Source organism: Pseudoclavibacter chungangensis (assembly GCF_013410545.1).
Taxonomy (GTDB): Bacteria; Actinomycetota; Actinomycetes; order Actinomycetales; family Microbacteriaceae; genus Pseudoclavibacter; species Pseudoclavibacter chungangensis.
This window is the reverse complement of sequence record NZ_JACCFV010000001.1, coordinates 2,513,346-2,527,854: the sequence shown is the minus strand read 5'-3', so window position 1 is coordinate 2,527,854 and position 14,509 is coordinate 2,513,346. Positions and strand designations below refer to the sequence as shown.

Annotated in this window: 6 protein-coding genes, 1 tRNA gene and 1 pseudogene; 6 read left to right on the top strand and 2 right to left on the bottom strand. The window is 71.3% G+C overall.

Annotated elements, in window-relative coordinates; translation table 11 throughout:
* Positions 1–898 precede the first annotated feature (898 nt).
* Together HNR16_RS18845 and HNR16_RS11290 are read right to left on the bottom strand one after the other, a co-directional pair.
* Positions 899–1,726 (bottom strand): annotated as a pseudogene (locus tag HNR16_RS18845) (cation:proton antiporter domain-containing protein); the annotation flags it as partial.
* 229 nt (positions 1,727–1,955) lie between these two features.
* Complete coding sequence (locus HNR16_RS11290) at positions 1,956–2,633, bottom strand: MBL fold metallo-hydrolase (RefSeq protein WP_158039816.1); 678 nt, start codon at positions 2,631–2,633, stop codon at positions 1,956–1,958.
* A gap of 175 nt (positions 2,634–2,808) precedes the next feature.
* Here HNR16_RS11290 and HNR16_RS11285 point away from each other — a divergent pair.
* From HNR16_RS11285 to HNR16_RS11260, 6 genes are all read left to right on the top strand, one after another.
* Positions 2,809–2,881 (top strand) — tRNA-Glu (locus HNR16_RS11285).
* 251 nt (positions 2,882–3,132) lie between these two features.
* A complete protein-coding gene (locus tag HNR16_RS11280; RefSeq protein WP_225737785.1) occupies positions 3,133–3,981 on the top strand; it encodes a PP2C family protein-serine/threonine phosphatase in 849 nt (282 codons plus the stop codon).
* Positions 3,978–6,359, top strand: coding sequence for an FHA domain-containing protein (locus tag HNR16_RS18305; protein ID WP_225737784.1), 2,382 nt, complete (start codon positions 3,978–3,980; stop codon positions 6,357–6,359). Before HNR16_RS11280 ends, HNR16_RS18305 begins: the two co-directional genes overlap by 4 nt.
* A gap of 2 nt (positions 6,360–6,361) precedes the next feature.
* Positions 6,362–8,068: a serine/threonine-protein kinase gene (locus HNR16_RS11270; protein WP_158039814.1), complete on the top strand. Its 1,707-nt coding sequence runs from the start codon at positions 6,362–6,364 to the stop codon at positions 8,066–8,068.
* A 230-nt stretch (positions 8,069–8,298) separates the two neighbouring features.
* Positions 8,299–8,997, top strand: a complete 699-nt coding sequence (locus HNR16_RS11265) for an FHA domain-containing protein (RefSeq protein ID WP_179558367.1) — start codon at positions 8,299–8,301, stop codon at positions 8,995–8,997.
* Between the two features lie 169 nt (positions 8,998–9,166).
* Positions 9,167–14,494: an Ig-like domain-containing protein gene (locus tag HNR16_RS11260; RefSeq protein WP_158039813.1), complete on the top strand. Its 5,328-nt coding sequence runs from the start codon at positions 9,167–9,169 to the stop codon at positions 14,492–14,494.
* Positions 14,495–14,509 lie beyond the last annotated feature (15 nt).

Below are 14,509 nucleotides of genomic sequence, written 5' to 3'. Positions count from 1 at the left end.
CGGCGCGGCCTGACCGGTCCGCCGCCCGATCGACGGCGTCATGGCACGGCCCCGGGAGCATCGCTCCCGGGGCCGCCGTGTTTCCTGCGGTGATGACGTGTCCCGCCGCGGCGACGTGTTCCGCCGCGGCGATCCTCAGTCGCGATCGACCGCACGCATCTCGATGCTGAGCTGATCCGCATCGAGCGTGTCGAGTGCGGCAGAGAGTGCGTTCGCGTCGAACAGGCCGTCGGCGCGCGTCGAGCAGGGCCTTCCGCTTCGCCTCGATCGCGGCGAGCCGTGCGTCGACCCCCATGCGGCCGTCGCGGTCGGTCGGGAGATCCGCGCGCTCGACGGCGTCCCGCATGAGGTCGACGAGCGCCGCGCGCTCCTGGTCGCGCGACGCCCGGTCGGGGCCGCCCGTCGGTCGGATCACGCGGACGAACGCCCGCAGCGTGCCGCCCTGCACGAGCAGGGAAAATCCCGCGACGAGGAACGCGACGAGCACGAGGAACGAGCGGTGTGGCGTCTCGGGCGGCAGCGTCTGGGCCGCCGCGACCGTGATCGCGCCGCGCATGCCCGCCCACACGACGACCCCGCCGTCGCGCCACGTGAGCGGTGCCGCGAGGTAGTAGTCGACGTCCGCGAGCGAGCGCCGGACGCGCGTGCGGAACCGGTCGAGCCGCGCCGGACTGATCTCGCGGCTGCGTCCGCGGGAGGTCGGCGGGTCGCCACCGTCCGCCGCGTCGAGCCTGATGCGCGCGGCGTGCGGATCGTCACCCTCGTGCTCGGCGGCCTTCCCGTCGAGGCGTTCCTGGACGTGCTCGAGCCGCGGACGCAATCGCTCACGCCGCTTACCGCGGCGATCGAGCTGCCACAGGAGCGGCGCGACGAAGCCGGTGCGGACGACGAGCGTCCCGACGAGTGCGGCAACGGCGATCGCGATCGCGTGGAGCAGGCCGAGGTCGTCCTGCCCGAACACGTCGAGCACGAGGGCGTGCATCTGGAGCCCCATGAGCAGGAAGATCGCGCCCTCGAGGATGAGCTCGACCGACTTCCAGTTCTGCGCGTCCGAGATGCGATGCGCCGGCGCGAGCGCGCGCGGTGTGCCGTGGCCCGTCACGAGGCCCGCGACGACGGCGGCGACGAGTCCCGACGCGCCCAGGTGCTCGGCGGGGAGCGAGGCGACGAACGGCACGGTGAAGGAGAGGACGGTATTGACCGTCGGGTCGGTGAGTCGCGAACGAACGGCGAGATTGAGTTTGCCGACCACGTACCCGATCGCCGCCGCGACCCCGACGGCGAACGCGAAGTCGCCCACGACGCCCCACGCCGACACCGAGGCCGCGGTCGCCGCGATCGCGGTCCGGAGCACGACGAGCGCGGACGCGTCGTTGAGCAGGCCCTCGCCGTCGAGGATCGACACGATGCGTGACGAGACGCCCGTCGACTTCACGATCGCGGTCGCGACGGCGTCGGTGGGGGAGACGATCGCGCCGAGCGCGATGCCCCACCACAGGTCGAGCCCCGGGATGAGCCACCAGAACAGCAGCCCGAGCAGGACGGCGCTCACGACGACGAGGACGACCGACAGGGCACCGATCGCCCCGAACTCGCGGCGGAAGTTCATCGACGGCATCGAGACCGACGCGGAATAGAGGAGTGGCGGCAGGAGGCCCGCGAGGATCCACTCGGGGTCGACCTCGACGTCGGGCAGGAACGGCAGGAAGCCGACGGCGATTCCCACGCCGACGAGGAGGAGCGGGGCCGCCACCCTGAGCTTCGGGGTCGGCGACCGCGGCGAGGCAGATGACGATGAGTGCGACGACGGCCGCGGTCAGAAGTTCCACGCGCCCATCCTGCCCCGTCCACCTCGACGGAACGCGACGGCGCGTTCCGGGTGGTTTTCGGGGTTCCGGGTGCCCCGGAACCCCGATTTTCGGCCGGAACGCTGCTGGGGAAGGCGGGGCGGGGAGCTAGTCGAGGTCGACGGACTCGTAGGGCTGGAGGTCGAGGTAGTGGCCGCCCACCGACTCGACGGCATCGCGCAGGCGCGATGCCGCGAGCTCCTTGCCGGCTCGGGCGAGGAGCATCTCGTGGACACCGACGACGCGCTTCGGGCGCACCCGCTCGATGAGGTCCATCGAGTCGGCGATGCGCATCCACGGCCCGTACTCGGCGACCGCGAGCACGTCGACGCGGATCGGCTCGCCGTCCTCGTCCGCGGGTGCGTCGAACGAGTCGCCGCCGTACGCCAGGACCCCGTCGTCGACGACGACCCCGATGTTGTCGATGCGAGGGATGGACGAGTGGATCTCGGCGTGCACGCCGCCGTAGAAGCGGAGCGTGAAGGGGGCCGCGTCGTGCGTCGAGCCCGGCTCCGCCACGACGACCCCCGCGACCCCCTCGATCGGTTCGGCCGAGATCGCCTTCGCCGCGCCCGCCGTGGTGAAGACGCGCAGCCCGGGGTTCGAGGCGGCGACGCGAGCGAGCTGCTCGCGCGTCCAGTGGTCCGGGTGCTCGTGGGTCACGACGATCCCGACCGCACCCGTCGCCTCCGTGATCGGGGTCGTGAGATTGCCGGGATCCACGAGGAGCCGCGACGAGCCCTTCTCGAGCAGCAGGCAGGAGTGTTCGAGCTTGGTGAGTTTCACGTCGTCCCTTCTCGTCGGGCGCGATCCGACGCGACCGTGTCGGCGTCACGCTAGCAAGGGCGCGTGCCGGACGGCACGCCGATCACTCCTCGCGGCGCCTCGGTGACACGCCGGGAACGCCACCCGATTGGACAAGCTCCCGACGAATGTGGTTACATCTTCGAGTTGCCAGTTCGGCCCCATCGTTTAGCGGCCTAGGACGCCGCCCTCTCACGGCGGTAGCGCGGGTTCAAATCCCGCTGGGGTCACGGATCGAAACACACGGCAACCACGGACGAGCCCCCTCATCGAGGGGGCTCGTTCGCGTTCCCGGTACCGAACCGGCGCGGCGCCGCCGCCGACGCGAGCTCCCTGGTGCGACGACGCGCTCGGAACGCGCGCGCACGGTATGGGGAAGACGCCGAAGGGTGTCAGAATGGCACGGTGGTTCCGGGCGGTCGGGCCATACCGTGATGTCCGGTCGGTCCGAAGCCGGGCAGAGTTCCATGAGGTGTCGTACGTGAGCGCTGAGTTCTCCACGTCGTTGACCAGGGCGGACGAGCTCGTGCAGCTGCACGTCTCGGCGTCGAGCGATGTCGGCTCGGTGCGGCAGGTCAACGAGGACTCCTACTTCGCGACCCCGCCCGTCTTCCTCGTCGCCGACGGCATGGGCGGTCACGCCTACGGCGACCGGGCGAGCCAGACCGTCGCGCGCGAGTTCGGCGAGGAGTTCGGCTCGGCCGCCACGATCGAACCCACGACGCCGGAGGACGTGCTGCGCGTCATCGATCGTGCGAACGCCGGCGTGCAGGGGCTCGTGACCGAGGCCGACGGCCCCGGCGCCGTCGCCGGGACGACCCTCGCGGGTGTCGCGCTCGTCGAGGCCACCGACATGGGGTCCGAGCAGCTGCACTGGATGATCTTCAACGTGGGCGACTCCCGCGTGTACGGCTGGAACGGCCGCTCCCTCATCCAGATCACGGTCGACCACTCGGCGGTGCAGGAGATGGTGTCGATGGGGCTCATCACGCCCGCGGACGCCCTCATCCACCCCGATCGGAACGTCATCACGCGTTCGGTGGGTTCGGAGGAGCGTGTCGAGGTCGACATCTGGCTCATGCCCGCCCGCGGTCACCAGGTCTTCCTCATCTGCTCCGACGGGCTCACGAAGGAGCTCGACGACGCGCAGATCGCCGAGCTCATCATCGCCTACGGCACCGACCCGGAGCCCGAGGTGTCGCTCGCGGACATGCTCGTGCAGACTGCCGTCGAGCGCGGCGGTCGCGACAACGTGACGGTCGCCGTCGTCGAGTCGTCCCTCAGCCCCGTCGACGCGCCGGACGGCACGGAGGAGAGGGCCGAGGCATGATCCCCAAGGCGGTCACGCTCGCGGACGGCACCTGGACGCGCTGGCAGCACGGCAGCGTGATCGTGTTCGTCGACGCGGCCGCCGCCGATCGTGAGGCGCTGCTCGCCGCCGCGCTCGCCCCGCTCTCGCCGGGGCCGGGCGATGCCGCGCGCGTGCTCGAGGCGATCGTGGGGACGATGCCGCTACGCCGCCTCCCGGCCTTCACGATGGCCGTCCGCACGGGACGCACGGTTCGGATCGTCGCCCGCGGGCCGCTTCGCATCACCGTTCGCGGCCGTGACGGTGAGGCGCACGACGTGTCGGCCGGCCGGGCGCTCGGCTGGATAGAGACGAGTTCGATCGGCCCCGCGGCCCTCGCCGTCGTGCACGGTGGCGTCGTCGCGGGTCAGGTCGTCGGACTCGGTGTACTGCCCGGCGTCGACGAGGCGCTGCCGGTCTCGCCGGAGGCCCCGGCGGCTCCCGCGGGCCCCCCGCCGACCGGTGCGACCGATCTGCCCGGGCCGGCCATGCGTGACGCGATGGCGCGCCGTCGGCTCGCCGTCGACGAACTGCTCGAAGCGGGCGCCGAGGTGCGATCGAAGCTCGCGAGCGAGCGGCCCGCGCGGCCCGAGGCGCCGCCCGCGAGTCGCCGGGAGCTGCGTGGCCGCGAGAACGCCCGGCGTCCCCAGGTGACGGTCCCGCTGCCGAACCGGGGCGAGTCGGAGGACGCCGGCGCGGTCGGTGCCGAGACGGCCGCTCGGGCGAGCGACGTCGAGACGGCCGAGCGGGAGAGCGCTGCGCGCGTCGCCGTGGGTGACGCGGACGCACACGACATCGCGTCCGGACCTCACCCGGCACCGGCGGGCGAGAACCGTCCCGGGGCCGAACCCGGCGACGCCGTGGAGACCACGGAGGCATCCGGGAGCGGGAACGCGGACGCATCCGGGAACGCGACCACGGACGAGAACGCGGCGGAGACCACGGAGGCATCCGGGAGCGAGAACACGGACGCATCCGGGAACGCCACCGCGGACGAGAACGCGGTGGCGGCGGTCGACCCGGTCGATGCGCACGCGGCCGATGCCGACGACGCACGCGGTGCCGTCCACGGTGCCGAGGTCCCGCCGTGGCCCGAGACGATGCCGGAGTCGGACGACGCAACCGACGCCACCGACACCGAGGACGCCGAGCCCGTCCACAACAGCACCGACCCCACCGACGCCGAGGACGCCGAGGGCGCCCCGGCGTCCCCGTCCGACGCGGACGGGGAGACGTCGACGGTCGGGTCGAGCGGTGGCGCTCCCGCGACCGACGAACACGTCATCATCGGCGACGACGCATGGGGCGACGAGGCGAGCAAGTTCGTCCTCGCCGAGCCCGGCAGCGCCGACGAACAGCAGCTGCTCTCGCTCGTCGACGCGATCCGACACGACGACGGTCCGAGCGACGTCGCGCGCAGGGCGAGCGAGGACGACGTGCTCTACAGCCTGCTGTACGAGGACGCGCGCGTCGACGACACGATCGTCCTTGATCGATCGGGGCGCGAGCCGTCGGGGGCGAACGGGACGGAACCCGTTGCCGACGACGACGTGGACGGCGCGACGTTCGTGATGCCGGTCTCGCTCGCGGCCGTGCGCGCGTCGCGGCGGGAGCACGGCGCGCACCTCTCCGACGACACCGTCGTCGGTGGGCACGTCCACGAACTGCGGCGTCGGGAGTGGCAGGCGTCCTCGCGGGATCCCCGCTCGCCCGGGTCGGACGACGCCGACACGCTCATGGGCGGCTTCGTGCAGCGCCTGCGCGCGGAGCACGCGCAGCCGCCCGCGGCCGCGGGCGCTCCCGCGCACTCACCGCTCGTCGATCCCTGGCCGGGCGAGTTCGCCGCAGCGACGCAGATGGCCCGGGGCGGGGCGGCACCGATCGCGCCCCCGCCGGCCACGCCGCAGCGGGGCGCGACGGGCGAGGCCGTCCGCCTCCAGCCGACGGAACCGACCGAGACCGTCGCGGCACCCGTGCAGACGGTCGCGGCACCGTCGGACACCGGGGCGGTCGAACCCACCCGCGAGCGTTTCGTGCTCGAGTTCCAGACCGGCGGCCAGGTCGACGCCCAGGGGGCCGCGGTCGTCGGGCGCGCCCCGAACCTGGGCCCGTCGCGGCCCGGCGACCCCATGCCGCAGTACGTGCGCATCGTCGGGTCGTCGGACATCTCCCGCAACCACGTCCGCATCGAGGTCACGGGTGGGGTCGTCGTCGTGAGCGACCTCCACTCCCGCAACGGCACCGACATCGTCATGCCCGGCCGTCCGCCGCAGCGCCTGCGGGCGGGTGAACCGACGGCCGTCATGCCCGGGACCGTCGTCGACCTCGGAAGCGGTATCGCCTTCACGGTGAGGCGGTAGCCGTGGCCGTCGCACGACGAACTCCCGCGCCGCCGCCCGAGCTGCCGGGCTTCACGTACGAGCGGCTGCTCGGCTCGGGTGGCTTCTCGGACGTGTACCTGTACGAGCAGCACCTTCCGCGGCGGCGTGTCGCGGTCAAGGTGCTCCTCGGCGGCGACGACCTCAACGAGACCTCGCGTCAGGCGTTCATCGGTGAGGCGAACGTCATGGCGCAGATGAGTTCGCACCCGTACATCGTGACGATCTTCCATGCCGATGTCGCGAGCGACGGTCGGCCGTACTTCGTCATGGAGTACGCGCCCGGCCGGAGCCTGTCCGAGCGGTACAAGACGGAGTGGATCCCCGTCGAGGAGGTGCTCCGGACGGGCGTGCGCATCTCGAGCGCGGTCGCGACGGCGCACTCGGTCGGCGTGTTGCACCGCGACATCAAGCCCGCGAACATCCTCACGAACGACTTCGGGTGGCCCGCCCTCACCGACTTCGGCATCTCGTCGGCGGTCGACGACGAACTCGCCGACGCCGCCGAGGGCGCGGAGTCGACGGCACCCACCTCGTCCGGCATGGGCATGTCCGTCCCGTGGTCGCCACCCGAGATGTTCGACGACGACCCGCAGCCGTCGGTCCGCAGCGAGGTCTTCTCGCTCGGCGCGACGCTCTACACGCTCGTCGCGGGGCACACGCCGTTCGAGGTGCGGGGGCGGAAGAACGGCACGATCGACCTGATCGGGCGCATCGAGCGCGGCGAGATCACCCCGATCCAGCGACCGGACGTTCCGCCCGCGCTCGTCGAGGTGCTGCACCGGGCGATGGCGCTCCGGCCGTCGGCACGGTATGCGACGGCGATCGAGTTCGCGCGGGCCCTGCAGCGCATCGAGCTCGAACTCGGGTACCAGCCGACCGCGATCGACGTGCCGAGTCTGCACGTCGACGCGCCCACGCGTCCGACGACGGGGGGCGACGATGACGAGACGAGCGTCCGGCAGATGTCCGTCATCCAGGCGCAGCCGACCGTGACGGTCCTCCACGAGGGCGGCCGGGCGGGAACCGACGAACTGACGTCGACGAGGAACGTCATCCGTGTCGCGGCACAGCAGACGAGCCCCATCGCGACCGTCCGCTCCCCGTCGCCCGTCGCGCCCGACAGCACGGGGGAGCGCGCGTTCACACCGCCCTCCGCCGTCGCGGCGCCCGCCGGCCCGTCGGTGCCCGCCGCGACCCCGGCGCGCGTGGCGCCCCCGGCCGCGCCGCCCGGCACCCCGCCCGGAGCCGTCACGGACTCGCCCGGGGCGAGCACGGAGACCCGGCCGGCACGCCGGAACCTCGTCGTCCTCATCGTCGTCGGCATCGTGGTCACGCTCCTCACGGTCACGGCGATCGTCGGCAGCGGCCTCCTCCCACGCGAGAGCGCCCAGGGGCCCACGAGCACGTCCGAGTTCATCGGCGGCGGTGGCCCCCCGACGCCGACGGCGCCGACGTCGACGCTGTCGGAAACGGGGGAGATCACCTTCACGTGGCAGAACCCGGACCCGCGCGCAGGCGACGTGTACTTCTGGTGGCCGACCGACGGGTCCGGGAAGGCCACCTCGACGTCCGAAACATCGGCGGTCGTGGGCCCGTACACTCCGGGGACGACGGTGTGCATCTCCATCGAGATCCGACGCGACGGGAAGGGAAGTCCCGAACCGCTCGTGAACTGCTTTTCCGGCTGACACGGCCCGGCGCGCCCCGCGCGGCGCGCACGGTCCGGCCCGTGCCGACGACCCGAACCACCACGAAGAAGAGAAGAGGGGACACCGTGTCCGACACCCCCCGCCGCATCGACGCAGTCGTCGCCGAGGAGTCGCACCCGCCGACCCCGGCCGAGCCGGAGCATGAGGACGAGCTGCCCGGCGACGACATCGACGTCGACACCCAGCGGCCGGAGCCGCAGCCGAAGCCCGTGGACGTGCCGCTGCAGATCGAGTTCTGCGGTGAATGGTACGAGGTCGATCCCGGCGAACAGTTCTCCGTCGGGCGTGAGGCGGACCTCGTGATCGACGAGAACCCGTACCTGCACCGGAAGTTCCTCGTCCTGCAGTTCGAGTTCGGCATGTGGTGGATCTCGAACGTCGGCTCGCTGCTCTCGGCGACAATCACCGACCCCTCGGGGCAGGTGCAGTCGTGGCTCGCGCCGGGCGCGAAGCTGCCCGTCGTGTTCCAGGATCTGCAGGTCATGTTCTCGGCAGGTTCGACGACGTACGACTTCGCGATCCACACGCAGACCGACTACTTCAACATGTCGCAGGTGAGCACGTCGCCCGACGGCAACACGACGCGCGACGACGTGCACCTCACGACGAGCCAGCGGCAGCTCATCGTCGCGCTCGCGGAGGACGTCCTGCGCAACGCGGTTCCCGGTCGGGGCGAGATCCCGTCCTCGACCGCGACCGCGAAGCGACTCGGTTGGTCGCTCACGACGTTCAACCGCAAGCTCGACAACGTGTGCGAGAAGCTCGACAAGCTCGGCGTGACGGGGCTGCGCGGCGGCAGGGGCCGACTCGCGACGAACCGTCGCTCGCGGCTCGTCGAGTACGCGGTCGCGACGCGGCTCGTGACGGCGGAGGACCTCGTGCTGCTCGAACAGACCGACGCCGGCTGATCCCGGACGCGTCCGGTGCAGATCCGGACGGGAATCCGTCGCGGAACCCACGTGCCCACGAAAGTGAGTACATTTGACGTCGGGGCGTCCGCGTGCGACAGCGCGGGCGATCGGCCGCGGGCTGCGATACTCGCGGGGCCGGCACGGGTCGGCGGCGAAAGGGTTCCACATGCGACGCAAAGCGCCACGCGCGGGGTCGAGGTCTCAACGACTCACGACGCTCGTGCTGTGCGTGCTCATCGCCGTTCCCGTCGCGATCGCCCTGTTGCACGAGGGGTTCCCGTCCACGGACGTGCAGATGGAACCGAAGGACGTCTGGGTCACGAATTCGCGCGAGGCGCTCGCGGGGCGTCTGAACGCGCAGATCGCGGAGCTCGACGGCTCGGTGAGTCTCTCGTCGTCGAACGTGACGCTCATGCAGGACGGCGAGGACGTGTTCCTTCAGGACGGCCTCACGGGGACGCTCGGCCGCGTCGATCCCGCGTACACGGATCTCCGTGAGTCGATCTCGACGCCGACGGGTTCCGTCACCGCGTACGGCGGCGGCGTCCTCGCGATCCTCGACCCCGGATCGGGCCGCGTGTGGGCGCTCGACGCGACGACGACGCTGAACTTCGATGCGTCGTCCGCCGAGCCGGACTTCCAGCTCGCCCCGGACGGGCAGATCGCGGTCACCACGTCGGGCGTCGTCGTCGGGATCGGCGCGGCCGGGGCCGAGATCACCCGGCTCGAGCACCCGGGCGCCGCACCCGAACAGCGCCCGATCGACGGTGTCGTGGCCGACTTCCAACTCACGACGGTCGGTGACCGCGCGATCGTCATGGACCGCGAGACGGACCGGGTGCTCTTCGACGACGGCTCGAGCGTGCAGTTCGACGACGACCTGCTGCACGTCCAGCTCCCGGGCGCCGAATCCGACCGAGCCGTCGTGGCGACGGCGACGGGACTGCAGGCCGCGCCGATGGGTGGCGGGGTGCCGATGCACCTCGGCCCGGAGGTCGCGGGCGCGGCGGACGCGTCGGGATCGGCGCGCCCCGCGAACGCGGGTGGCTGCGCGTACGGCGCGTGGGCGGCGTCCGCGACACTCGTGCGCGCGTGTCAGGGCGACGAGGCCGAGGTCGAGCAGATCCCCGGGGACCTCGGCGGTCCGCTCGAGTTCCGCGTGAACCGTGAGGTCGTCGCCCTCAACGACCTGCAGACCGGCAACGTGTGGCTGCCGCAGGAGAACATGCGGCTCGTCGAGAACTGGAAGGACACCGTCCCACCCGAGGACGAGGACGGCGCGGAGGGGGAGAACGACTCGACGGAGCAGTCGTTCGAGGACACGATCGCGGAGCGGAGCGACGAGAACCATCCACCCGAACTGAATCCCGACGAGTTCGGTGTGCGGGCCGGTGAGACCGCCTATCTCCCCGTGCTCGACAACGATTCGGACCCCGACGGCGACATCATCACGATCGCCGATATCCAGGGGACCGTGCCCCCCGAGGTCGGTGCGCTCAGCATCGTCGACGAGGGGCGCGCCCTGCAGTTCACCGCCGCCGAGTCGGCCGCGAGCGAGCTGACGCTCACGTACGTCGGCGACGACGGGCGCGGCGGCGTGGCCCAGACGACCGTGACGATCCACGTGCTCCCGGCGTCGACGGAGAACCGGCCGCCCGAGTCGAATCACACGTCGAACGTCTCGGTCGAGGCCGGCCAACAGGTGGTCGTGAACGTCCTCGGCGACTGGCTCGATCCTGACGGGGACCCGGTGTACGTCCAGAACGCCGTCGGCACGCCGTCGCTCGAAGCGAGCACGTCGCCCGACGGTCGCATCACGATCTCGTCGCTCGACGCGGAACTCGGCCCCGCGACGATCCAGTACACCGTCTCGGACGGCTCGGCCACGGCGGTCGGCGAACTCAACGTGACCGTCGAGGCGCCCGGCTCGCTCGCGCCCGTCGGCACCCCGGACTTCGCGCGCGGCCTCGCCGGCTCGACCGTCACGGTGTCGCCCCTCCTCAACGATCTCTCGCCGTCGGGCAAGCAGCTCACGATCCGGTCCGCCGAGCCCGAGAACGGGGCCTCCGGGGTCACCTTCAACAGCGACCTCGGGACGGTCAGCATCAAGTCGCAGTCCCCCGGGATCGCGTACGTGCAGTACACCGTGAGCGACGGGACGCTCGAGTCGAAGGGTCTCATCCGCTTCGACGTGCTCGATCCCGAACTCGTCGAGCCGTCGGTCACGGCCGTGCGGGACGTCGCGTACGTGCGCCCGAACCAGCCCGCCGACACGGCCGTGCTCGACAACGACGTCTCGACGAGCGACGCCGTGCTCTCGGTGCAGCAGGTCGGGATGACCGACGAGGCCCGCATCGCGAACGTCGCGGTCGAGCTCATCGACAACACGACCGTCCGCGTCACGGCGTCGGCCGCGCTCACGGCACCGATCGAGATCCCCTACACGATCACCGACGGCGAACTGTCGGACGACGGCACGATCGTGCTCGTCCCGGTCGAACCCGCGTCCGTGCACAAACCGCCGGTCGGCGTCGACGACAGCCGACGAGTGCGTGCCGGCGACTACACATCGGTCGACGTCCTCGCGAACGATTCCCATCCGGACGGCGCACCGATCCGACTCGAACCCGAACTCACCGACCTGCAGATCGGGAACGGCTACGCGTTCGTCTCGGGCGACCAGGTGCGGTTCCAGGCGCCGAACGAACCGGGCACGTACTCGGTCGGCTACCTCGTGAGCGACGAGTTCGGTGAGCAGGGGGGCGCACGCGTCACGTTCACCGTGCAGGGGCCGGACGAGGCCTCGAACCGGCCGCCCGAACCGATCGAGCAGGTCGCCCGCGTCTTCGAGGGGGCGTCCATCCTCGTGAAGGTGCCGCTCACGGGCGTCGACCCGGACGGCGACTCGGTGACGTTCAACGGTGTCAAGTCGAGTCCCACCCTCGGGGCGATCCGCAGTGAGAACGAGAACTCGTTCGTGTACGAGGCGTTCCCCGGCGCGAAGGGCACCGACGTCATCCGCTACGAGGTCGTCGACGGGTACGGCCAGCCGGCCGAGGGCGTCATCCGCATCGGCGTCGTGCCGCGGTCGACCGAGACGCTGCCGCCCGTCGCGGTCAACGATCTCGTGACCGCGAAACCGGGATCGCGCATCTCGGTGCCCGTGCTCGCGAACGACTCCGACCCGGGCGGCTACACGATCGAGATCGTCCCGGACTTCCCGGAGGTGCCGATCGACCTGAATCCGCAGATCGACGGCCGCTCGATCGTGCTCACCCTCCCGCCCGAGGGTGAGGCCCTCACCGTGCCCTACTCGATCACGAACGGTCACGGGGGCACGGCGACCGCGTACATCCAGGTGACGCTCGATCCGGACGCACCGTTCAATCCGCCGACCGCCGCCGACCACGTCGTCCCGAGGTCCGCGTTCGACGGCGCCTCGTCGGCGGAGATCGACGTGCGCGCCGGGGCCACGAACCCGACGGGGCGGGCGGACGAGCTCGTCGTCTCGCTCGTCGGCACGAACGCCTCGCTCGGCGAGCTCTCGAGCGACGGGACCATCACCGTCACCCCGCGGGACACCCGTCAGGTGATCGCCTACGCCCTGACGAGCGTCGACACGGGGATGAGCGCATCGGGATTCATCATGGTGCCCGCGTTCCTGACGGACAGCTCGAAGCGGCAGTCCCCGTACCTGAAACCGGACCTTCCCGCGCAGGTGACGCCCGTCGACACCGCGAAGTCGTGGGACCTGGGCGACATCGTGCAGGCACCGAGCGGGAACCGCGTCACGCTCATCGAGCCGGAGACGGCGTGGGCCGAACAGGGCAACGGCTCCGCGGTCGCGGCGGGGGACTCGCGCGTGCAGTTCACGCCGAAACCCGGATTCCGGGGCACCGCCTCGATCACGTTCAAGGTGACGGATTCGACGGGGCCGACCGACGTCAACGCCGGCATCGCGACGATCCGGCTCGAGATCACGGTCGGCGATCCGGACCTCTACGACGTGCCGCCCACGTTCGTGACGCCGCAGGTCACGGTCGAGCAGGGTGGTGAGCGGACGTTCGATCTCTCGACGGCGACCGGTCACCCGAACAAGGCCGTCGTGCCGCAGGTGTCGTTCTCGGGGCTCAGCGGTGCCGCGAACGGCGTCACGGCGTCGCTTTCGGGCGGGAACGGCAGCACGCTGAAGGTCTCCGCGTCGCTCGGCGCGACGGTCGGCACGATCGTCCCGCTGCACGTCACGTACACGTTCCGCGACTTCGTCCAGCAGGGCACCATCAACGTGACGGTCGTCTCCTCCAACCAACCGCCGCCCCGCGCGGTCGACGACCAGGCCGTCGGGCTCAAGGGCCAGGGGGTCTCCATCGACGTGCTCGCGAACGACTACAACCCGTTCCCGGGCCAGCCGCTGCGCCTCGTCGAGGCGGTCGACGCGAATGCCGGCGCGACGGGGGCCACGGTGTCGATCCAGGGCGGACAGGTGCGCGTCGTGCCGTCCCCGACCTTCGTCGGCGAGATCACCGTGCGCTACGCCATCGGCGACGCGACCGGCGACCCGAACAGGCAGTCGTACGGAACGGCGACCCTGCGCATCCGTGACGTGCCGAGCGCGCCCGGGAGCGTCTCGCTCACCGCGGCCGGACCCTCGACGCTCCTCGCGAGCTGGGGACTCGCGCAATCGAACGGCGAGCCGATCAGCCGGTACGAGCTCGTCCTCACGCCCGTCGGCTCGACGAGCGCGCCGATCGTCATCGACGCGGGCAACTCGACCTCGCGCACCATCACGAGCGCCGACGGGATCCGACTCGGAGCGTCGTACATCGCGCAGGTGCGCGCGATCAACGCGATCGGTGAGGGGCCGTTCTCGGCGGTGAGCGCGAGCGCGATGCCGCTTGACAAACCGCAGGCGCCGCAATCGGTGACCGTCTCGAACGGCTTCACGGCGGGCGGCACGCAGGAGGGATCGCTCACCGTCACGTGGCGTCCACCGGCGATGGACGGCGGGCTCATCTCCGGCTATCGGATCAACATCGAGAGTCCCGCGTCCGCGCGGGACGTCGCGAACGTGGGACCGGGGACGTTGTCGTACACGTTCGACGGCCTGAAGTCGGGACCCGTCGCGACGGAGTTCCTCATGACCGTGACGGCCATCAACGTGTGGGGCGAGTCGACCTCCAACCCCGCGACGGGCACGCTCACGTACCGTGCACCCACCCTCGTCATCTCGGCGGGCGCCGCGATCGACAAGTCCGTCGTACCGTGGACGTTCTACGTCGCCGTGCGGGGCGAGAGCTTCCTCGTCGATCGCACCTACCAGTTGCAGTGCTTCACGGGTGGGTCCGTGACCGCCACGGGGACGAGCAGCCGCACCGGCGCACAACTCAACGCCGGTACCGAACTCGACTGTCGCGCCGTGGGGGAGACCCAGGTCGTCGTCGTCGTCACCGAGGGGGGCAAGGAAGTGGTCCGCGCCGAGAAGAACCCGTTCTGACCAGCATCATGCCCA

Excerpts from the sequence above, each read along its gene's own strand:
- HNR16_RS18305 (WP_225737784.1), top strand. The coding sequence starts at position 3,978 with ATGATCCCCAAGGCGGTCACGCTCGCGGACGGCACCTGGACGCGCTGG.
- HNR16_RS11260 (WP_158039813.1), top strand. The coding sequence starts at position 9,167 with ATGCGACGCAAAGCGCCACGCGCGGGGTCGAGGTCTCAACGACTCACG.